Genomic DNA, 22,197 nt, shown 5'->3' with positions numbered 1-22,197 from the left:
GGGAAGCTGTGGCGAAACTGTACTTCCGATACGGAGCGATGAACTCAGGCAAATCAACCGCACTGCTTCAGGTTGCCTACAACTACGAAGAACGTGGCCAGCATGTCCTGGTGATCAAACCGCGCGTCGACGTGCGCGGCAACGACACAGTGGTGTCCCGTCTGGGAGTAACGCGCACCGTTGATGTCCTTCTGGACTCCACCGATGACGTCTTTGAAGCGCTCGAGGCAACCGGCCGCATGGCTTCCACCTCCGCCATCCTGGTGGACGAAGCGCAATTTCTCACCCCACGTCAGGTTGACGATTTCCTGCGGGTAGCCGTCATCGATGGCATCCCCGTCCTGGCTTACGGCATTCGCACCGATTTCCGGACCAACGCATTTCCCGGTGCTCGCCGCCTCCTGGAAATCTCGCACAGCCTCGAAGAACTCAAAACGATTTGCCGATGCGGAAAGAAAGCAGTCTTCAACGGCCGCATCGTCAATGGCTCCTTCATCTTTGACGGCGGACAGGTCGCGATCGACGGTGTCGACTCAGGATATGAATCACTGTGCGCACGCTGCTACCTGCGTGAATCAGGCGGGAAGCTGGGAGACTGAGCATCTGCGCGCGCGGCGTCATAAACTGGAAAGATGGCTCCACGCGACATCGTGACGTATGTTCACCACCTCAGTGACGACGACATCATGATGCGAGTAGGTCCGGCAACGTGGGCAAAAGGGTTGGCGTTCTTTACCCGAGGCGACGTCCTGGACACCGACCTCACGTCAGAACGCGAAGCCCAGTGCCGCGTCAAAGGCCCCGGATTGACCTACCGCACATGGGTGAGCCTGCGTGACGGCGCCCCTGTACACCTGGATCTGAGCTGCGCGTGTGCGATCGGACGTGACTGTCCGCACAGTGTGGCAGCCTTACTTGCCGTGCGCTCCGTGCCCGCAGAATCGGAGGAGGGCCCCACATGGCGTGACAGGCTGCGCACCCTTTCCGGCACCACGGCGATGGAGGGTCAGTCACTGGCGTTACTGGTTGATACGCATAACCCTCGTGAACCTATTGCACTGACACCGCTGCGCCCTGGAATGCACAGCGCGTGGACCACGAAGCGTGCAACGTGGCAGGACCTGACCGCCACGCAGTGGGAATCGGTCACAGATGGACTCAACCCCACACACGTCGCGCTGATCAGGCAGGCCTACCGCCACTCACGTTCAGATGGAACGTACCGCTCACCAAATGACGTCACACTGGAATCGCTGGGCGTGCAGGCAGGGCCGTGGATTGAGGCAGCTACGCGAGCCGGCCTTGACATGTTCGTTGACCTCGACCCGCTCACACCACTGAGCGTCGACCCGACTCCCTGGCACGTCAGTCTCGACACCACTCGCACTGGCGAAACAGGCGACATTCTCATCAAACCCGTGCTCACCGACGGTGCGCGCATCGCCGCCCGAGTTCGCATCAGCGCAGCCACGCAGCTGGCATTCTTCAACGCCGGGCGCACAGTCGCACATATTCGTTCAGGGGCGCATCTGCTCGACGCGTTCGAAGGTGCCTCACCGCTGATCATTCCGGCTGAAGACGCGGCCGAATTCCATGCCCAGTGGCTTCCTCGGCTCAGCGGCACCAACCCGGTCATGTCCAGTGACGACTCAGTGAGCGCAGACGTTTCAGTTAAGACAAGCATCGTCGGACGCGTCAGTATGGATCACATCGAACACGTCGTGATGCGCTGGTGGGTCGATCAAGCTGTCGGCACCTCTCATGTGCGCACCGCCTACGACAGTACAGACCCCGATGTCACGCACCTGGCACGCAGCGTACAGTCTGCAATCGGCCAGATCTCGCTTCCCACCGGCGCGCCCTTGACCGTCGGCACACCCATCCATATGCCCGCCTGGAAAGCCCCGGAACTGCTTGCCACCCTCGACGAGGTGACCGCCGACGCTCTGCAATGGGACGTGGACCCTGATGTGCGGGCACTGAGCATCAGCAATGAGGAACTGACGATCCACACGGACGCTGAACCGTCCTCATCCACCGACTGGTTTGATGTCCATATACGCATCCGCATCGGTGACAGTGATGTCGCCCTATCTGATGTCCTCACCGCACTTGCCGATGGACGCGATCATATGCTGGTTGAGGGGACGTGGGTCGCCCTCGACAGCGCTCGTATCAACAGGCTGCGCGCCCTGCTCCACAACGCGCAGGAACTGGGCGGCAGCTTCACTGAATCTGACCTGCAGCTATCGAGCATGCATGTGGGGCTGTGGGAAGAATTCGACGACCTGACGGACTCGCTCACCGTGCCCAACTCCCTGCGCCGCACTATCGACGTGCTTACTGCCCGAGGTGCGCGCGATCCGTTGCCGCTGCCTGACACCCTTAATGCGGATCTTCGGCCCTACCAGGTCGACGGTCATCAGTGGATCACCTCCCACATTCACAACGGATTGGGTGGCATTGTCGCTGACGATATGGGCCTGGGCAAAACCTTGCAAATCCTCGCCTCGATCGCGTCGCAACGCGCTGGTGGCACCGAGCCGCCAGTTTTGGTGGTGGCACCGACCTCCGTCGTCGGCACATGGGTTGAACAGGCCGAACGCTTCCTACCCGAGCTGCGAGTCGTCGACATTACGTCAACCTCCAAACGTCGCGACGAATCACTTGACAGTGCCATCCGCGATGCCGACATCGTCGTCACCACATACACCATTGCGCGCCTGGAATCAGACCAATGGGCAGCGCGCGAATGGGGCGGCCTGGTGATCGACGAAGCGCAGCATGTGAAGAATCCGCGCACTGTCATCCACCGCCTGCTCATGCAGCTGTCCCGGCCGTGGACACTCGCAGTGACCGGTACACCCGTGGAGAATTCCGCAGCGGATCTGTGGGCGCTCGCAGCCCTGGTTGCTCCCGGCTTGTTGCCCGGCTGGAAAACGTTCAGCACACGTATCTTACGGCCCATTGACGAGGGGGACGCGAACGCCGCCGCAGCGTTGAGCGCAGCGATCCGACCGTTCATCATGCGACGCACCAAGGAAGCAGTGGCACCTGATCTTCCCGCCAAGACTGAAACAACCGTCGGTGTGGAGCTGGGAGTTGAACACCGCCAGATCTACGACCAGTATCTGACGCGCATACGCGTCCAATTGCTCGATCTGCTTGACGACGCTTCACGGCACCGCATCGACATTCTGGCCGCGCTGACGCGACTGCGCCAGCTGGCCCTTGACCCGGCATTGGTCGATGAACACTTCCAAGGTATTGGGTCGGCAAAGATCGACGTGCTGGTGGACCACTTGACGCAGATTCTGCCTGCAGGTCACAAGGCTCTGGTGTTCAGCCAGTTCACGTCCTACCTGGCACGAATCCGGGAGGAGCTGAAGCGGCGCTCCATTTCCTGTGTCCAGCTCGACGGTTCAACCCGCAATCGCCGCTCAGTGATTCAACAGTTTCGCGAGGGGGACGCTGACGTGTTCCTCATCTCCCTGAAGGCTGGGGGGACAGGACTGACATTGACGGAAGCGGACTACGTGTTCGTCATGGATCCATGGTGGAACCCGGCCGTGGAAGAACAGGCAGTGGATCGTGCGCACCGCATCGGGCAGGAACGTCCTGTCAGTGTGTACCGTCTGGTCGCCCTCGACACCATTGAACATAAAGTCGTCGAACTGCAGGAACGCAAACGTGAACTTGTGACATCCCTGGTTGATGCGGCTGTTGATCAGAAGGACGCGGGGCAGTGGACGCGCCTTAACGTGGCTGACCTGCGTGCGCTGATCGACGGATAAGACCGCTACAGAATCGAACAGATGTTCGATATGATGGTGGAGTGGTCGAACCTGCTCGTTACGCGGAATTACATGCTCACTGCGCATTCACATTCCTCGACGGCGCCAATACGCCCAGCGAGATGGTCGATGCTGCCTGCGCGCTGAACCTGGAGGCGCTCGCGGTACTGGATGTCGATGGTATGTATTCTGCAATACAGATGGCCACTGCCGGTCGAGCGCGCGGACTGCCGATTGTGTGCGGGGCGGAACTGACCCTGGATCCGCAGCAATTTTCAGCCCAGCCTGGATGGGGACTGGTTCCCGGAGCCGAAGAACCCGGCATCCGTCTTCCCATCATCGCCACGAATCCGTGTGGATACACGCAGCTGTGTGCGGCAATGAGTCGGCACACCCTTTCTCATCCAGGTCGGCGCACGCCGATACACATGCTGGACGAACTGGGTGCAGGGGAGTGGATAGTGCTCACCGGCACGTCGCGTGGCCCGCTGCGTCGAGCGCTGCGGGCGGGTGGCATGTCGGCCGCCCGCTCCATGTTGACACGCCTGATCAGTATCTTTGGACGTGACCGCGTCGCCGTCGAAAGCGCGCTGAGCCCCACGGAGCCACCTGAGACCCTGCGTGCACTCAGTGAATTGGCCACAGGTGCCCACGTGCCGCTGGTTGCCACAACGGCCGCGCGATGTGCCACCCCGGTATCCGGGCCCCTCGGTGATGTCCTGGCTGCCACCCGACTGGGAATGTCACTGGAAGAAGCTGAACCGCACCTGCCGGCCTTTCGCTCCTTCCTGCGCAGCGCAGAAGAAATGCTGCTGATGTACCACGACTACCCGGATGCTGTTCGCATGGCGGCAGACATCGGATCTCACGCAAGTTTTGACCTGCGCCTCGTTGCCCCCCGACTGCCTGAAACGAAGGTGCCCGAGGGATTCACGTCCGCGACATGGTTGCGTCATCTGACTGAACAGGGCGCCCTCGAACGTTACGGAACGCGGGCAGACAACCCCCATGCGTGGGAGGTGATTGACCACGAACTGTCCATCATCGAACGCATGGATTTTCCGGGATATTTCCTGATCGTCAAAGAAATCGTTGACTTTTGTGCCTCCCGCAACATCCTGTGCCAGGGACGAGGATCAGCCGCCAATTCAGCCGTATGTTTCGCCCTCGGCATCACTGCAGTTGACGCGGTGCGTCACTCAATGCTTTTTGAACGCTTCTTGTCGCCTGGACGTTCCGGCCCTCCTGATATCGATGTCGACATCGAGGCAGGGCGGCGCGAAGAAGTCATCCAACATGTCTACGAGCACTATGGGCGTGAACGCGCCGCACAGGTTGCCACCGTCATCACCTACAGGCACCGCTCAGCGATCCATGATGCTGCTCGCGCATGCGGATATGCCGCCGGTATTGCGACGAAGTGGAGCAAGAGCGAGGGCGACCCGCCCCCTGATCAGGTCACTCGAATCGCACAGAAAATGTCCGACCTTCCGCGTCACATGGGAATCCACACCGGAGGAATGGTGCTCACGCGCACACCGGTCAGTCATATCTGCCCCGTGCAGTGGGGAGCCATGGAGGACCGTTCCGTTCTCCAGTGGGACAAGGACGACTGCGCTGATGCCGGACTGGTGAAATTCGACTTGCTGGGATTAGGAATGCTCACCGCCATTCGCCGGGCATTCGACTGGCTGGGGGAGCGCGGCATTACCGGCAGGAACGGGCGCGCGCTGGGACTGCATAATCTGACAGAAGAGGATCCACGTGTCTACGACCTGCTGTGCGCAGCTGACACGGTGGGAGTGTTTCAGGTGGAGTCGCGCGCGCAGATGAATACATTGCCACGCCTTCGGCCGCGCTGCTTCTACGACATTGTGGTGGAGGTGGCGCTGATCAGACCTGGCCCCATCCAGGGGCAGGCAGTGAATCCGTATCTGCGTCGAAGACAGGGCGCAGAAGCGGTGACGTATCTGCACCCGCTGCTCAAGCCTGCGTTGGAAAAGACTCTGGGTGTTCCGCTGTTTCAAGAACAGCTCATGCGCATCGCGCAGGATGCGGCAGGTTTCACCGCGGCGCAAGCTGACCGCTTGCGCAAGGCGATGGGGTCGAAGCGTTCACTCAAACAGATGGACATGCTCAAACCTCCGCTGATGGAAGGAATGCGTCAACGCGGAATCTCTGAGCAATGCGCACACAGGATTTTTGATCAACTCCGAGGCTTCGCATCGTTCGGTTTTCCTGAGTCGCACTCCTTTTCCTTCGCTCACATCGTCTACGCGTCAGCCTGGCTGAAAGTGCACTACCCGGAGTTCTTCTACGCAGGTATCCTGTCCAGTCAGCCTATGGGGTTTTATTCTCCGGATAGCCTGATCCACGACGCGCGGCGTCACGGCGTAGCAGTTGCTCGGGCCGATGTGCAGTTTTCTGACGTATCCGCATGCGTCCAGCCCTACGACCCGGCTGTCGAGCGATGTGCAAACGAACGCGTTGAACTGGACATGGATGACGATGCCATGATTCGGATCGGGCTGGAATCGATACGCGGACTGGGGGAGGGTGCCCACCGCATCGTCGATGCGCGAGCTGACGGTCCGTTTTCCAGTATGAGTGACGTGGCGCAGCGTGCTCACCTCACCGAGCGCCAGGTGGAAGCATGCGCGCGAGCCGGTGCTTTCGATTCGCTGGCAATCAGCAGAAGAGACGCACTGTGGGGTGCCGAGCGAGTGGCAGAAGAACACGCGTATCAGCCGTATATTCCCGGTATCGAGGTGGGCACGACGCCAGGGAACCTGCCGCAGATGAGCGATGTTGACCAGATGCGCGCCGACTATCAGGCCACCGGCCTGACCGTGGCAGAACATCCGCTGGCCCTGATCCGCTCATTCCTTGATGATCGCGGCGTCGTGAAAGCGCGTGACCTGATGGAGAAAGGTGACGATGGGTCCATCGCGTCAGTCGCTGGTATTGTCACGCACCGCCAACGTCCCCACACAGCGCGCGGCCTGATTTTCGTGTCTTTAGAAGACGAAAGCGGGTTTGCCAACATTGTGTGCTCACCGGGACTGTGGACGCGTTATCGCACCACCGCCACGACAGCGCAGGCACTGATCGTCAGTGGCACTGTCGAAAGAGGCGAGGGTGTCGTCATGATCCGGGCACATTCGCTCAAAGAGCTGCACATGCCGATGCGCGTCCGATCACGAGACTTCCGCTGAAGCCTCGGTTTTCTGGCCGTCAGCCTCGGATTCGTCGTCGCCGCGGTTGCGGAAAAAACGCACAATTCTGGTGCCGATCTTGTTCTCGTGCTCTTCCTCAACGTCGGGCGCATTGCGGCGTTCAGGCAACGGATCTTCGATCGGTGCATCACGCTCATACAGTTCAGAGAAGACAGACCAGATCACGCCGATAATCGGGATCGCGATGACGGCACCCAGCAGGCCCGCCGTGAGTGTACCGACGGTGACGCCAACACCGACAACCACAGGGTGCAAAGACACCTGCTTGCCCATGATGAGGGGCTGGAGAACGTGCCCTTCGAGCTGGCCGATGCCGGCGATGCCGAGGCCAACGATGGCGGCCTGCATCAAACCGCCGCTTGCAGCAGCCACGATCATCGCAATGATCATCGCTGCGGGCGCACCAATCAGGGGAATGAAGGCACCAATGAACACCAGGACGCCCAATGCGGGCGCAACCGGCACGCCCAGGATCTGCAGGAAGATCCCCGCCAACAGACCATCGGTCGCGGCCACGATCATCGTGCCGCGCGCGTAGCCCGAGAAAGTGTCCCATCCTGCCAGAGCTGCGCGATGGATAGGCTCACGCCTGCGTGCCGGTGTGACATCCAGGAACCAGCGCCACATTTTTTCTCCCGACAGCAGGAAGAAGATCGTGATGAACAAGCCCAATGCGGCGATTGTGAACGTGATGGCAGCGGCTGAGACATTTGACAGGAGGTCGGATGCCAGCCTGCTCCAGTTTTGCTGGACGTATTGCTGGCCCTTGGCGATCATGTCGTTCATCCATGCGGACACATCCTGCGGCGTGACCTTGATGTCGAATGGCAGGGAGGACAGGAAATCGGAGATCACATCCAGACCGCGTGAGAACTGATTGGCCAGCCTCGTCCACTGTCCCATCACGGAGTTGATGACCAATGCCATCAAACCTGCGAAGATGCCGAAGAATCCCAGCAATGTCAGAACCACTGACAGGCCACGCGGAATGAAGCGCGAAAGGAAATTGACCACGGGATTGAGAATCGCAGTGACCACCAGTGCGACGAAAACAGCGATGAAGACCGGGGTGACGCGTGCCAGAGCATAGACGACGGCGGCGACGATGATCATGATGCCGATCAGGGCCCACGCTGCCAGGCCGGATTTACGCAGCCAGTCAGGCAGATCGGGTCGCTTCACGGCAGTATTGGCCCGCGAATGCTTGGTCGGAGGCGAGGAGACGCGTCGCCGTCGGGGTGTGTGATATGAGGCAGGGTGCGCCGGCGTGGATGTGCGCGTCGTGGCCGGCACCTGAGTGACGTGCGGAGAACGTACGAACCGGCTCAGGTTCTGCTTCAGATTGCCGAACTTTGAGGTGCGTGATGAATCAGTCATGAGTGATCTCCCATCAGCAGCTGGCGCAGTTCGTCGGCATCGTGGGCAACTGCCAGTGCCTGATCGAACTCGCCAGGATGCGAATAGCCCCAGCCTGCCCCGATCGCCGGCAGACCGACTTCCAGAGCACCTTCCAGGTCCCATGAACGGTCACCTACCACGACGGGGCGAGAAATGTCGAGGCCTTTTTCCTCCAGGCGCTTCAGTGCATCGCGGATCACATGAGCTTTCGAATAGGCGGGATCTGGGATGGCTCCCGCAATGACATCGATGAAGCGATCAAAACCCAGATGAACCATCTGGTCGCGCGCCATGTATTCCTGTTTTGAGGTAGCCGTAGCCAAGGCGTATCCGGCGGCATGCAAATCTTCCAGAAGCTGTCCAATGCCGGGATACGGTTCTGGCTGAAGGAACAGTTCACGATAGTAGTGACGGTAGATGGTGGCAGCATTGTCAGCCTGCTCAGCATCCATCCCCAGATCCATGAAGGAGTCCCACAACGGTGGGCCGACGTATTTCCCCAGCTCATCGCGTGAACGAGACGGATAGTTCAAGTGTGCAAGTGTGCGTTGGAACGAGTCGATAACGACACTTGCCGAATCGACAATTGTGCCGTCCACGTCGAAAAGTACACAGGTCCAGCGAGAAGTTTCCACGTCTCTACTGTAGAGCAGAGTTAAAAATAATCGCGACACCGCAAGGTGTCGCGACCATTCTGCTCATTGTGCGCGGAGGGGGACTTGAACCCCCACCCTCTAAAGCGAGGACTAGCACCTCAAGCTAGCGCGTCTGCCTATTCCGCCACCCGCGCAACGCTCAATGAGAGCGGATAGAACTTTAACACGACAATGGTACCTGTCGGCAAATCGAAACGTCCAATATGAACGAGCGACACGTCACATTTGCTCATGAGTTAGGTGACAAAGGCCCGGGCACCCTGACAATCGAGCAAAGTTATGAGACAGTTGCCAACATGCACATCGACATTTGGTCTGACGTGGCATGCCCGTGGTGCTATCTGGGTCTTCACCACCTGCGCACGGCCCTGGGCTCATTCGAGCATGCTGACGAGGTTGAGATTCGACTTCACGCCTACTTCCTTGACCCTGACTTAGCAGAACCGTTGGAGCTATCTCAAAGCGAATACCTGACAGCACATCGTGGAATGTCAGAAGAAGATGCAGACAAGAGCCTGGCTCAATTCACTGAGTTGGGGATGGCTGAGGACATCACCTTCAACTTCGAAACGATGGTGGTGGCGCCCACCTCGAACGCACACCGGCTCCTCGCCGCAGCCTACGAACACGACCTTGCGCACGACACGCTGACAGGTGCGAATACCACTCAGCTTGCTCTGGCTGAAGCGCTTGACCGTGCCCACTTCGAAATGGGTCAGGACGTCTCCGATCCGGAGGTGTTGATTCAGTGTGCGAAGCGAGTCGGTATGTCAGCAGAAGATGTGGTGGCCGCCCTCGCTGATGAGCAGCGAGCAGCAGATGTAGTTTCCGACTACCAGATCGCCGTTGAAATGGGTGTTGAGTCGGTTCCCACCATGCTCATCGATCAGAAGTTTGTGATCCAGGGCGCACAGAATGCGCAGGCCTTGGGGACTATGCTGGCGACCGCGTGGGAACACACTCACGCTGAAGCCTGAAGCGATCATCCAAAGGAGGATTCAATGTCGCTCGCTCCCTTCACGGTCACTGGCGCGCGCATCTCCCTGGTGCCACTAGCTTGTGACGATGCCAACGATATCTACCGTCTGTGCCAGGACCCTGCCATCATGCAGTGGACGACGGTTCCCTCGCCATATTCGCGTGACCAGGCCAGGGAATTCGTTGAAAAAGTCGCGAACGCCGGCTGGGAGAAGAACGAACCACACTGGGCGATCCGCACCGTGGCCACCAACACGCTCGTGGGCACCCTGTCGATGCGGATTCAATCCGAGGACGGGACGCTCGATGTGGGCTACTGGGTAGGCGCCGACAGCCGTGGATCAGGCTACGCTACCGAAGCACTTATCCTGGCTGCGCGCGTCGCATTCGATACGCTGAACGCGCCGCGCCTCGTGTGGCGCTCACGGGTCGGCAACTGGCCATCGTGGCGCGTGGCGTGGCGACTGGGCTTCCACGCAGGCAAACGAGGGCGGCAAGTCGAAAACGACAAGGGTGAAGAAATCTGGGAAGCATTCCTTGAACCAGATGACACGATGGAGCCTGCTGCACCGTGGGACGGGCCGGCTGCACCCGCACCGGTGATGGGGCGGCGCAGTGGCACCTCGCACACACCGGGCCGCAGCACGCGTAGCCCCCAGGAACTGGTCAGCGAGTTCCACTCGACCTACCACATGCCCAACCGTGTGGCAGACGGCGGGGAACCCACACTGGACTACGACCGTGTCATGATGCGCATGAGCCTGATCACTGAGGAATTCAGCGAACTGATTGGAGCCATGTGGGGACCTGACGCGAGGACACTCATCGAGCAGGCCTATCAGCAGGCAGCTGAAGGCGATCATGCCACCTCGGATATCGTCGAGACCGCTGACGCTTTGGCCGACCTGGTCTACGTCATCTACGGGATGGCACTGGAATCAGGCATCGACCTGGATGCGGTCCTGGAAGAAGTTCAGGCATCGAACCTGTCCAAACTCATGCCGGATGGGTCGGTGAAGCGTCGTGAGGACGGAAAAGTTCTGAAGGGACCGAACTTTTTCCCACCCAATATTGCTCGCGTGCTCCACCTGGACGACTGACACGTGAGATGATGGCATCATCATCAACGAAGGAGATCAACTGTGACCAAAGTGGTAGTTGTCGGCGGTGGGTACGGTGGTGTCACCGTCGCGAAAGGACTGGATCCAGTCGCTGACGTGATCCTCATTGAGCAGAAGGACCAATTCGTTCACCACGCGGCCGCACTTCGGGCAGCGGTCGACGAGGTGTGGGAGCACGCCATTTTCATGCCGTACTCGAACCTGCTGAAGAATGGGCAGGTGATCCAGGGCGTCGTCTCGTCAGTGACGGGGACGACGGTGCATGTCTTTGGGCACGACCCCATCGAAGCGGACTACGTGATCCTGGCAAGTGGATCAACGTATCCGTTCCCCGCAAAGTACTCCTCCTCGAAAGCGACTGTGGCGAAAGCGCGCCTTGAACAGCTCCACGACGCACTGACATCGGCCGGCTCGGTCATGTTGGTAGGCGGAGGCACCGTCGGCATTGAGATGACAGGTGAGTTGGCCAGCGCGTTCCCTGATCTGGAGATCATTCTGGTTGAATCCGGTGACTCCATTCTGTCCACGCCTGGCTACACGCAGGAGCTTCGCGACGCGATCACGGAACAGCTCGACGAACTGGGTGTGCGCGTGGTGACAGGCTCCCCGCTGGCATATTTGCCGCCGATTCAGGCCGGCCAGCTAGGACGCTTCAGTGTTCAGACGCATAACGGTGACCAGATCGAGGCAGATATATGGTTCCAGTGCTACGGCGCGACAGCGAACTCCGGATACCTGGCGGGAACCGAATACGAAGAACTTCTTCACCCGAACGGAACAATTCGTGTTGATCCCACGCTGCAGGTCAAGGGACACTCCAACGTGTACGCCATTGGTGATATCACCGACGTGCGTGAATCCAAGCGCGCAGATGCGGCACGTCAGCAAGCCCGAGTTGTCATTGCCAATATCACGCATCAACTGGAAGGCGGAGAGCCCGATATCTCCTACCAACCCACCAAGGAGTGGGTCATCTTGCCGCTCGGGCCGTCGATGGGTGCATCGCAGCTGATCGACGCAGACGGGAATATGCGTATCCTCGGTGCAGAACAGACAGCGGAGATCAAGGGCACTGATCTGATGGTTTCCGTTATCCGCTCGCAACTGAATCTTCCCTGAATTGAGCACGTCAATTTAGGCGTGAACAGGTAGGCTGGGAGCATGACACAAGATCCTCGCGACGCGCTGAACTTACTCATCGCAGCATTTGAGCACCACTTTGATGTCGTCCAGGGCGGCACAGCCGCGTCGGATGCCGTCATTTCGCAGGCAGAAGAACGCCTCCGTGATGCGTTCTTCACCTACGACGACGTTCTCTTCACACGATTCGACGCTGAACTGCCGTTCGACATTCTGGATGAAGATGATGACGACGACGATGATGACGACTATGAGGACGACGGCGAAGACGAAGATGATGACGATGACAGCTTCGACGGCTTCGACGATGACGAGTACGACCAGATCGACCTGGACGACGATAACGACGAGGACGACTAATCTACGCGCGGATCAGATACTTCGCTGAGTACCGTTCGGATCTGCTCAGGAAGTGGATCCTGACATTCGAGCAGCTGATCGAGCTGTCGGACCGTGCGCGGACCGACGATCGCGCTTGCCACACCCTCAGCGTCACGCACCCATGCCAACGCCACATCCATACTCGTGCGATCAAGCCCCTGAGCAGCGCGTTCGAGGGCGTTGACCGTGCCAGACAAAGCAGGATCCAGGTAGCGTTCAACGGTATAACGCAAGTGCGGTGACGCGGCGCGTGAATCTGGGGGAGTGGCATGGCGATACTTCCCGGTCAGGACGCCGCACGCCAGTGGCGAATGCGCCAGGATTCCCATCCCGGCTGAGCGCGCCGGTGCAAACACCTGAGACTCGAGGCCGCGATCCAGCAGTGACCAGGCATCTTCCAACGCAACCACAGGCATCCCCGCCAGGGCCGCCCTCGTCGATGCTGATGCCGTCGTCCACGCCGACGCGTGAGCGATCCCTACGTAGCGCGCACGACCCGAACGCCAGGCGACCTCCAGCGCGGACAGTGTTTCGTCGACCGGAATGTGCGGCGTGAACTCCGCGAGCCACAGGTCAACGAAATCGGTGTGCCACCGGGCCAGCGCATCGTCCAGACTGGCGAGCATGTCGCCGCGCGCCGCACTGGCACGCCACTTAGTGGACGCATCCAGGTGTGCGCCCCCTCGAAGTGCGATCACGAGCTGATTGCGACTGACTGTGCTGATGAGCGACCCGAGGACGTCCACCGCCGCGCCGTCTCCGTGCGTTGGTGCAATTTCGATCAGGTTCCCACCGGCATCGACAAAATGGCGCAGCATGTCTTCAGCTTCGTGCTCATCGGTGTCGCGGCCCCACGTGAGTGTGCCGAGTCCAACATCAGAGACGCTCAGGCCCGAACGGCCGCAAAAACGAGTGCGCATACTGTAACCGTAGTGTGGTGGTGACCGGGTGGCGCGGTAGGGGAATCGGCGTGGTGCCCGTACAGTAGGCCTCATGAGTTGGCTTGATGCAATCATCCTGGGGCTGGTTCAGGGCCTCACGGAGTTTCTTCCTATTTCCTCATCTGCTCACCTGCGCATTGTGGGAGAGCTGATCGGACAGGCAGATCCGGGAGCTGCCTTCACCGCGATCACGCAGATCGGAACTGAAGCTGCAGTGCTGGTGTTCTTCTGGAAAGACATCGTGAGGATCGTGTCGAAATGGGCGCGTTCCCTTCCCGTAGTCGGCCCCGCCAAGCGCGTCCGCGGTGCCGATCCCGATGCGCGCATGGGGTGGATGATCATCGTCGGATCCCTGCCGATCGGAATCCTTGGACTGCTGCTCGAAGATTGGATCGACACATCATTCCGTAACCTGTGGATCACGGTGGCCATGCTTGTTTTCTTCGGTCTGCTGCTCGGCGCGGCTGATCGCTTGGGGCGCAGGGAACTCACCCTTGACCGCATGAGCTGGCGCGATGCCATTGCTTACGGCTTTGCTCAGGCGATGGCTCTCATTCCCGGCGTCTCCCGTTCAGGTGGCACCATCACGATGGGGCGCGCACTGGGCTACACGAGAGAAGCTGCAGCGCGCTACTCATTCCTGTTGGCCATGCCCGCCGTCTTCGCATCGGGGTTCTACAAGATGGCCAAGGTGATCGGCGGTGGTGACATTGTTGCGGTCGGGCCGACGATCCTGGCCACGCTCATCGCTTTCGGCGTGGGATACGTGGTGATCATGTGGTTCCTCAAGTTGATCTCCACCCGCTCGTTCAGCCCCTTCGTCGTGTACCGCCTGGGTCTGGCCGCCCTCGTCGCGATCCTGCTGCTGACCGGCGTCCTGACGCCCGGGGGAGTCGCAGCCTGACGAGGGTGACTTACTGACTCGCACGCATGGACAGTACACGCTCGATGCCTTCTTCAGGAATATCGGGCACCTGACCGCCAAAGATGGGGCACATGGACTGCACGTGGCACCAGTTGCACAGCGGGTTTTTTGTCGGAACAAAACGACGTTGGCGAGCCGCGCTTTCGATGTGCTCCCACAGCTGTGCCACATCGGCGCGAATGTCCACCATGTCGGCGTCGGTGGGGTCCAAGGTGAGGACCTGACCGGACTTGATGTACACCAACTGCGTGCGGGCCGGAAGTTCGCGTGTGAGCTGAAGCAGCAATGCGTAGAAGCGCATCTGGTAGAGAGCTTCGTCCTGGAAACGTGGACTGGGAGCCTTGCCTGTCTTGTAGTCCACAACGCGCAGCTGGCCTGTGGGAGCCTGATCGATGCGGTCGATGAATCCGCGCAGACGAATGCCTTCCGGCATCACCACAGTGATCAGTTCTTCACGTCCAACCGGTTCAAGCCACCGTGGATCCTCGATATGGAAGTACTGCTCGATTACGGTTCGCACGTCACGCATCCATGACTGCAAATCCTCTTCAGAATCGAACAGATCCATCACTGTATGATCGTTGCTGCGTAGCACTTCCCATTGCGGGGCAACCAGTTCCTGAGCATGCTCAGGGGTGCGATCGTGCTGCGGCACGTCGAAGAGATGCTCGAGGACAGCGTGTACGAGGGTGCCCATCGCCGTGGCACGTGTGGCGGGCGAGGGAATGCGATCCACAACCAACAGACGGAACTTGAGAGGGCATTTCATGAAATCGCGGGCGCGCGACACCGACAGTGCGGGCGCCCACTGTTCAGACGATGATGAAGACGGCATGTGCCTACCGTAGCGCCGCGCACCGGCATCTGCGTGCTCGCCTGCTCCGGTTGTGGATACAATCCCAGCGATGGGTACTCATAGTGAACTAGGTCAGGAAAACCGGCGCGGGCCACTGCGCGAAGGCGATCGGGTGCAGGTACGCGACCCGAAGGGACGATTCCACACCATCACGCTGGTGGCGGGCGGACGCTTCCAAACCAATCGCGGATGGCTCGATCACGACGCCGTGATCGGTCAGCCCGACGGCCAGGTGATCACCACGCCTGAAGGACGCTCATTCCAGGTGCTGCGACCCCTGCAAAGCGACTACGTCATGTCGATGCCGCGCGGCGCAACGGTGATCTACCCCAAAGACACCGGCACCATCATTCATATGGGGGACATTTTCCCCGGCGCACGCGTAGTGGAAGCAGGTGTGGGATCAGGTGCATTGACACTGGCACTGCTCAACGCGGTAGGCGAACACGGCCACCTCCACTCAGTGGAACGCCGCGAAGACTTTGCGGACATTGCGCGCGCCAATGTGGATCTCTGGTTCGGCTCTCACCACCCCGCGTGGACCCTGGAAGTAGGCGAGGTGGCTGATGTGCTCAATCGATGCGAGGCGCATAGCGTGGATCGCATCGTCTTCGACATGCTGGCCCCGTGGGAGAACCTTCAAGCCGTGGAACACGCATTGAACTACGGAGGAGTATTGACGTGCTACGTCGCCACAGTGACCCAGATGTCCCGTCTGGTCGAAGATATCCGCGCATGCGAACGATTCACAGAGCCACTGGCGTGGGAAACGATGCAGCGCGAGTGGCATCTCGAAGGGCTGGCCGTGCGTCCCGAACACCGCATGGTGGCCCATACCGGCTTTCTGGTCAGCACGCGTCTGTTGGCACCGCACACCCGTCCGCAAACCGCCCAACGCCGCCCCGCTCCGGCTGCTGAAGGACAGGGTGGAATGTGGGACGACGAGGATGGGTGGACACCCTCGTCAATCGGGCAGCGAGTGCCCAGTGACAAGAAAGTACGGCGAGTGCGTCGTGACGCAACTGCGCGCAGCGAACATTGGGTGGGAGAAACATTACAGACCACGGTTCGGAAGGATCTGGAGGAATCCCACTGATCGTCATAGTGTTGAATGACCACTAAAACTGACTCGCGAGGAGGGTACGAGTGAGCACGTCTGCCGACCAACAGACCGTTGACGCGTTGCGGCGATCTGTCGCTTCTTTGGAAGAGAAGAACGAACGCCTCTCACGTGCCCTGTCGACGGCCCGCGGACAGCTTGTCCAACTCAACGAGAAAATCCACCGCTCTCAGCAGCCTCCACACACATTCGTCTCAGTTCTCGCGGTCGATACCGCCGCGCGTCAGATCGATGCGATGGTGGGCACCAAACGCATGCGCCTGATCGTTGACTCCAGTGTTGACCTGTCAACGGTGGCCGTCGGACAGCTGGTACGCCTCAACGAGAACATGGTCGTGGTGGGTGTGGACCACTTCGAGCGCACCGGGACACTGACATCGGTGCTGGAAGTACTGGGCGCCGATCGCGTACTGGTGTCCCTGGAAGGCGGCGCGGAACAGGTTCTGACGCTGGCCGGACCACTGCGGCACGGAAGCGTACGGGCAGGCGATTCCGTCATGGCGAATCTGCGCGCCGGTCAGGCCATCGAGCGCGTCACCCGCTCGGATGTCGAGCAGTTGCTCACCCCGCAGGTCCCGGACGTCACCTACGACGACATCGGCGGACTGGATCAGCAGCTGGCCAGTGTGCGTGACTCGATCGAGATGCCGCTGCGTCACCCGCAGCTCTACCGCGATTACGGCTTGCGCCCGCCCAAAGGCATCCTGCTGTACGGGCCGCCAGGTTCGGGTAAAACACTCATTGCCAAAGCAGTGGCAAACGCCTTGTCGCAGACCGAATCAGGCGTGCGCGGCCACTTCCTGTCTATCAAGGGCCCCGAACTGCTCAACAAATTCGTGGGGGAGACGGAGCGCCAGATTCGGGCAATTTTCTCCCGTGCTCGTGCACTGGCGGCAACCGGGATCCCTGTTGTCGTGTTCTTCGATGAGATGGAAGCTCTGTTCCGCACGCGTGGCGCAGGTATCTCCTCTGACGTGGAAACCATGATTGTCCCGCAGCTTCTGGCTGAAATGGACGGAGTGGAAGCCCTCGACAATGTCATCATCATTGGCGCATCCAACCGAGCCGACATGATCGACCCTGCTGTACTGCGGCCCGGACGCCTCGACGTGCGTATACGCATCGACCGACCCGACCGGACGGGCGCGCGCGACATCTTCACGAAGTATCTGACCACGCACGTCCCGATTGCAGCGAGCGAGATTTCCCGCTATGGGAGCCACGAGGAGGCCCTCAATCAGATGATCGACGCCGCCGTGGAGCGTCTGTATGCACGCGATCAGTCCACTGCACTGTTCCACGCGACGCTGACCTCAGGCGCGCAGACGACGCTGTACCTGAGTGACATCGTTTCAGGCGCATTGATCGCCTCGAGCGTGGAGCGAGCCAAGAAACACGCTATCCGCGCCACGCTTGGCGGGAGCGAGCAGGGGCTGAGTCAGGAACACGTGCTGCGCGGCGTGGAAGAAGAGATGCGCGAATCAATGGAGCTGGCTGCTACGTCTTCGCCAGTGGACTGGGCACGCACCGTGGGAGTGCGTGATGATATTCAATCCGTGACCCCCATTCAAGGAGATCCACAATGAGCGTCCACCGCATCATGGGCACCGAAACAGAATTCGGTGTCTATCAGCCAGGCAACCCGTGGGCAAATGCGGTCGCACTGTCCACGCAGGCAGTCGCTGCAGGCGGACAGCTGTCGCGCGAGGGCGACCCTGTTGGATGGGATTACACGGGTGAGGATCCGCTCAATGATCTGCGCGGTATGCGCCTGTCCCGTGCCGCAGCCGACCCGTCACTGTTGACCGATGATCCCTACCACCTGGCACCGTCAGGGGGCGTGGAAGCGTTGGAACGCCCCAGTGACAGTGAGCGCGCACTGCCAACCCCGACGGTGGCGGTGCTGACCAACGGTGCGCGCCTGTACGTCGACCACGCACATCCGGAGTATTCCGCACCTGAAACCTCGTCACCGCGCGAAGCAGTGCTGTGGGACAGGGCCGGTGATGAGATTGCGCGCCGAATCATGGCACATATCGATGCCAGCTCGGAGGTGCCGCTCGTCCTGGTCAAGAACAATACCGACGGTAAAGGTGCGGCCTACGGCACTCATGAGAACTACCAGGTGGAGCGTTCAGTTGATCTGGATGACCTGATCCGCGGCCTCATCCCATTCATGGTGACGCGCCCCGTCACCTGTGGTTCGGGTCGGGTCGGGCTGGGTCAAAAGTCACAGGCTCCCGGCTTCCAGCTCTCGCAGCGCGCTGACTTCGTGGAAAACGAGGTCGGCCTGGAAACCACTTTCAATCGCCCGATCATCAATACGCGCGACGAACCTCATGCCAATCCCGCACGGTTCCGTCGCCTGCATGTCATCGGAGGCGATGCCAGCCTCTTCGACATCTCGGCCTACCTCAAGATAGGGACGACCTCGATTGTCCTGTGGGCCATTGAACAGGGCACGTCGATGCACTGGGATGGACTGAGCATTGACGACCCGGTGCAGGAAACATGGAACGTCAGTCACGACCCGACGCTGAGCCACAAAGTTCCGATCGCTGCCGGACGCGCACTGAATGCCGTTGATATTCAGCAGATCTACCTGGATCTGGTGCTCGAAACACTCGACGAGACTGGCCAGAATCCGGATGAGGACACACGCGACCTGCTTGACACCTGGCAGCGAGTCCTGGACGGTCTGCGCACCGACATGTTCTCGGTGGCCAGCGACGTTGAATGGGTGGCAAAATACCAGCTTTTCGATCGCCAGCGTGAGCGGCTGAACACCGACTGGGCCGACCCACGTCTGGCGGCAATGGATCTGCAATGGGCGGACCTGCGAGAAGAACGCTCCCTGGTGAACCGCCTCGACCGTGCGGGACGAGTCCGCAGACTCTTCACACCTGACGACGTGATCCGTGCGGCCGATACGCCGCCGCAGTCAACCCGCGCCAGAGTACGCGGACACGCTGTTGCCTCGATGCCGAACGTCGTTCGGGCATCATGGACATCAGTGGTAGTCGACGACCCCGAACACAACCGCCTGGTCCGCATCTCACTGCCTGACGCATCTGATACCACAACCGACATCTCTGACCTTGTCTAAGGAGCATCCATGGTTCAGTCACACACACATTCACCTCACTCAGACCCGCTCGACGAGGACGACGCCCAGGCCGGGCAGGTTCAGGCGAACACCGATTCCCTCGATGACCTGCTGGATGACATCGACACCGTCCTGGAAGAAAACGCGCAAAGCTTCGTTCAGGGCTTCGTGCAGAAGGGCGGCCAATAAAGTGAGGCGCCGAGTCGTCGGAATCGAAACGGAATACGGGCTGACCGCAGCTTCCACCACCTCCGCGCCCTCACCAGTGGATGCGGATCAGGCGGCGCGGTACCTGTTCGCCCCGCTCATTGACCAGGGACGTTCTTCGAACCTGTTCCTGCGCAACGGCGGGCGCCTGTACCTCGACGTCGGCTCACACCCCGAATATGCGACAGCCGAATGCGACCTGCTGGAGGACCTCCTGGCCCAAAATCGTGCAGGTGACCTTCTACTGGCTGACCTCGCCTCTCGCGCAGACGAGCAGCTCCAGTCCGAGGGCGTCCCAGCCCGACTCCACCTGTTTCGCAACAACGTGGACTCCCAGGGAAACTCCTACGGCTGCCACGAGAACTATCTGCTGCACCGCCGACGTGACTTCAGAGAAGTCGCGGACGCCCTCGTCGCATTCTTCATCACCCGACAAATCGTCGTCGGAGCTGGACATATCCGCACCATTTCAGGACGCAGTACGTACGTCTTTTCCCAACGTGCAGACCAGATGTGGGACGCAGTTTCGGCAGCAACCACTCGTTCGCGCCCAATCATCAACACGCGCGACGAACCACTGGCAGATTCAGGCTCCTACCGGCGTATGCATGTGATCGTGGGGGATACGAACGTGTCCGAGCCGACAACCGCCCTGAAGGTCGGGGCAACCGAGCTGCTGCTGAGCGCGGTCGAAGATGGTGTGAAGCTGGCAGACCTGGCGCTGGCCGATCCCATGTCGGCTATTCGCTCCATCAACGCGGACCTGACGGGACAGGCACCTATCCCATTGGCCTCGGGAACATCCATGTCACCTGTGGCAATCCAGCGGGAAATCCGGCGCAGGATCCTCGACCACACGGACACCAGCGCCCTCGATCCCATGCACACCTACGTTCTGGACCTGTGGAAGCGTGGACTGGATGCGATCGAATCAGGAGACTGGTCCGGCGTCGAGACCGAACTGGATGTGGCAATCAAGCGCCGCCTGCTGCGCCAGTACTGTGAACGCCGCTCAGTGCCGCTGTCCGACACGCGCGTGGCGCGCCTGGAGCTCAGCTACCACGACATCACGGCGACAGGCCTGCGTGACCGCATGGAAGGCGGCGGATTGATGCGCCGGCTTATCGCGGCCGACCAGGTGTCAGGCGCAGTCACCACGCCTCCTGCCACAACGAGGGCGTCCCTGCGCGGCCGGATCATCGGTGCAGCACAGGACGCGCGCCGGGATCTGTCGGTCGACTGGGTGCACGTGCGGCTCGGAGATATTTCAGCCACACCACTGACACTCAATGACCCGCTCTCGAACGAGGATGCGCGAGTGGATGCGCTGATCGAGCACATTAACCAGTCAGCTCCTGACTTGCCGGCGTGATCACATGACACTGTCTTCGAGCAGAACGGTTGCCACAGTGACTGTGCTGGTGGTGGTCGTCCTCATCATGGTCGGGTGGTGGACCCTGGGGCGCCGCAGCTCACCTGACGTGGTGCAAAGCGCTGATGACGCACAGTCAGTGGGCAATCAGGTTGAAGTATTCGGTAACCACGGCGCCATACCGACTGTGACCATTCACGGTACCTTGACGGTGACGGCACCTTTCGTGAGAACGATTATCGAGGGGCAAGGACGGGAAATTACCGAGGGGTCGCCCGTGATCGCCGCGATCACGCCGTTTGACGGAGACACGGGGGAAGTCATCACGGCCGACGGGCAGCCCGCGATCTTTACGGAGCGTGCAACGAGTGACGAACTGGATGCCACGCTGGTTCAGGCCCTGATCGGGTCTCGCGAAGGGACGCGTCTCCTGTTCGTCAGACCACTGACACCGGCGGCGGATAAGGACGGGGAGACACTTGCCGGAACGACCCCTGCGCAGCCACGCATTGAAATTGACGTCGTCGATGTGATCTCCTCGACTGCTACTGGCACACCGATTGATCCCGAACCAACCCAGCCATTCAGCGTCGAATTCGCAGAAGATGGCTTCAAGGTCACTCACACGGGGGAGGCCCCCAGCCAGATCGTCATCGCCCCACATATCAAAGGCGACGGTCCTCAGGTCGGGCCCGATGACCGGGTCCTGGTGCAATACGTGATTGCGGGGTGGAACAATCCGGACAAGCGTCGATCAACGTGGAACGACGGAATGCCGGAACGGTTGGACATGGCGACCATCATGCCGGGCCTGCAGCAGGGGCTGGTCGATCAAAGAGTCGGCTCACGCCTGGCGATCACCATTCCTCCTGATCTGGCCGAAGGTGACGACACGCTGTGCGTCCTGGTCGATATCCTTGCCACCTACCCGCCGTCGTCATCCACTTCCTGAGCCGGTGCCAACCA

General features: G+C 60.3%; 18 protein-coding genes and 1 tRNA gene. 14 read left to right on the top strand and 5 right to left on the bottom strand.

Annotation, left to right across the window (positions count from 1 at the left end; genetic code table 11):
• Positions 1-8 precede the first annotated feature (8 nt).
• Genes AC1EJ1_RS03750 through AC1EJ1_RS03740 form a run of 3 tightly spaced genes read left to right on the top strand, consistent with a single transcriptional unit; the run spans position 9 to position 7,009 of the window.
• Positions 9-599, top strand: a complete 591-nt coding sequence (locus AC1EJ1_RS03750) for a thymidine kinase (protein ID WP_285014156.1) — start codon at positions 9-11, stop codon at positions 597-599.
• A 33-nt stretch (positions 600-632) separates the two neighbouring features.
• A complete protein-coding gene (locus AC1EJ1_RS03745; RefSeq protein ID WP_285014154.1) occupies positions 633-3,794 on the top strand; it encodes a DEAD/DEAH box helicase in 3,162 nt (1,053 codons plus the stop codon).
• Positions 3,795-3,835: 41 nt separating this feature from the next.
• Entirely contained in the window at positions 3,836-7,009 is a 3,174-nt protein-coding gene (locus AC1EJ1_RS03740; RefSeq protein WP_285014152.1) for an error-prone DNA polymerase, read from the top strand.
• Here the strand turns inward: AC1EJ1_RS03740 and AC1EJ1_RS03735 are convergent.
• The 3 genes from AC1EJ1_RS03735 to AC1EJ1_RS03725 form a co-directional block, all read right to left on the bottom strand.
• The gene (locus AC1EJ1_RS03735) at positions 6,992-8,407 is read right to left on the bottom strand and encodes an AI-2E family transporter (RefSeq protein ID WP_285014150.1); all 1,416 of its coding nucleotides are present in this window, start codon (positions 8,405-8,407) and stop codon (positions 6,992-6,994) included. The two genes, AC1EJ1_RS03740 and AC1EJ1_RS03735, sit on opposite strands and share 18 nt — an antisense overlap.
• Positions 8,404-9,063: an HAD hydrolase-like protein gene (locus AC1EJ1_RS03730; protein WP_285014148.1), complete on the bottom strand. Its 660-nt coding sequence runs from the start codon at positions 9,061-9,063 to the stop codon at positions 8,404-8,406. The genes AC1EJ1_RS03735 and AC1EJ1_RS03730 overlap by 4 nt, the downstream gene beginning before the upstream one ends.
• A gap of 69 nt (positions 9,064-9,132) precedes the next feature.
• Positions 9,133-9,218: transfer RNA gene (locus AC1EJ1_RS03725), tRNA-Leu, on the bottom strand.
• 69 nt (positions 9,219-9,287) lie between these two features.
• On the opposite strand from AC1EJ1_RS03725, the gene AC1EJ1_RS03720 reads away from it, so the two are divergent.
• From AC1EJ1_RS03720 to AC1EJ1_RS03705, 4 genes are read left to right on the top strand one after another with little or no spacing between them, the layout of a single operon-like run.
• A complete protein-coding gene (locus AC1EJ1_RS03720) occupies positions 9,288-10,061 on the top strand; it encodes a DsbA family oxidoreductase (RefSeq protein ID WP_227469308.1) in 774 nt (257 codons plus the stop codon).
• A gap of 24 nt (positions 10,062-10,085) precedes the next feature.
• Positions 10,086-11,162 (top strand): GNAT family N-acetyltransferase, encoded by a 1,077-nt coding sequence (locus tag AC1EJ1_RS03715; RefSeq protein WP_480295348.1) that lies wholly within the window; start codon positions 10,086-10,088, stop codon positions 11,160-11,162.
• Between the two features lie 42 nt (positions 11,163-11,204).
• Positions 11,205-12,302, top strand: coding sequence for an NAD(P)/FAD-dependent oxidoreductase (locus AC1EJ1_RS03710; RefSeq protein ID WP_058236623.1), 1,098 nt, complete (start codon positions 11,205-11,207; stop codon positions 12,300-12,302).
• 42 nt (positions 12,303-12,344) lie between these two features.
• Positions 12,345-12,683, top strand: a complete 339-nt coding sequence (locus AC1EJ1_RS03705; protein ID WP_058236624.1) for a hypothetical protein — start codon at positions 12,345-12,347, stop codon at positions 12,681-12,683.
• On the opposite strand, the gene AC1EJ1_RS03700 is transcribed toward AC1EJ1_RS03705, so the two are convergent.
• Positions 12,680-13,624, bottom strand: coding sequence for an aldo/keto reductase (locus AC1EJ1_RS03700; RefSeq protein WP_480295347.1), 945 nt, complete (start codon positions 13,622-13,624; stop codon positions 12,680-12,682). The genes AC1EJ1_RS03705 and AC1EJ1_RS03700 overlap by 4 nt on opposite strands.
• Before the next feature lie 73 nt (positions 13,625-13,697).
• Here AC1EJ1_RS03700 and AC1EJ1_RS03695 point away from each other — a divergent pair, with 73 nt between their 5' ends.
• Positions 13,698-14,549, top strand: coding sequence for an undecaprenyl-diphosphate phosphatase (locus AC1EJ1_RS03695; protein WP_480295346.1), 852 nt, complete (start codon positions 13,698-13,700; stop codon positions 14,547-14,549).
• Positions 14,550-14,559: 10 nt separating this feature from the next.
• Here the strand turns inward: AC1EJ1_RS03695 and AC1EJ1_RS03690 are convergent, their stop codons facing one another.
• The gene (locus tag AC1EJ1_RS03690; RefSeq protein ID WP_480295345.1) at positions 14,560-15,405 is read right to left on the bottom strand and encodes a RecB family exonuclease; all 846 of its coding nucleotides are present in this window, start codon (positions 15,403-15,405) and stop codon (positions 14,560-14,562) included.
• 70 nt (positions 15,406-15,475) lie between these two features.
• On the opposite strand from AC1EJ1_RS03690, the gene AC1EJ1_RS03685 reads away from it, so the two are divergent.
• The 6 genes from AC1EJ1_RS03685 to AC1EJ1_RS03660 are packed head-to-tail and all read left to right on the top strand — an operon-like array spanning position 15,476 to position 22,183.
• Positions 15,476-16,522, top strand: coding sequence for a tRNA (adenine-N1)-methyltransferase (locus AC1EJ1_RS03685; RefSeq protein WP_480295344.1), 1,047 nt, complete (start codon positions 15,476-15,478; stop codon positions 16,520-16,522).
• Between the two features lie 50 nt (positions 16,523-16,572).
• Positions 16,573-18,132, top strand: coding sequence for a proteasome ATPase (gene arc, locus AC1EJ1_RS03680; RefSeq protein WP_480295343.1), 1,560 nt, complete (start codon positions 16,573-16,575; stop codon positions 18,130-18,132).
• Positions 18,129-19,652, top strand: a complete 1,524-nt coding sequence (dop, locus tag AC1EJ1_RS03675) for a depupylase/deamidase Dop (RefSeq protein WP_480295342.1) — start codon at positions 18,129-18,131, stop codon at positions 19,650-19,652. The genes arc and dop overlap by 4 nt, the downstream gene beginning before the upstream one ends.
• Before the next feature lie 9 nt (positions 19,653-19,661).
• A complete protein-coding gene (locus AC1EJ1_RS03670) occupies positions 19,662-19,841 on the top strand; it encodes a ubiquitin-like protein Pup (protein WP_058236631.1) in 180 nt (59 codons plus the stop codon).
• A gap of 1 nt (position 19,842) precedes the next feature.
• Positions 19,843-21,231, top strand: coding sequence for a Pup--protein ligase (gene pafA, locus AC1EJ1_RS03665; RefSeq protein WP_058236632.1), 1,389 nt, complete (start codon positions 19,843-19,845; stop codon positions 21,229-21,231).
• Between the two features lie 4 nt (positions 21,232-21,235).
• Positions 21,236-22,183, top strand: coding sequence for an FKBP-type peptidyl-prolyl cis-trans isomerase (locus AC1EJ1_RS03660; RefSeq protein ID WP_480295341.1), 948 nt, complete (start codon positions 21,236-21,238; stop codon positions 22,181-22,183).
• Positions 22,184-22,197 lie beyond the last annotated feature (14 nt).

Source organism: Pauljensenia sp. C0170B4, from assembly GCF_056590235.1.
This window is presented reverse-complemented; position numbering and strand designations above follow the sequence as displayed.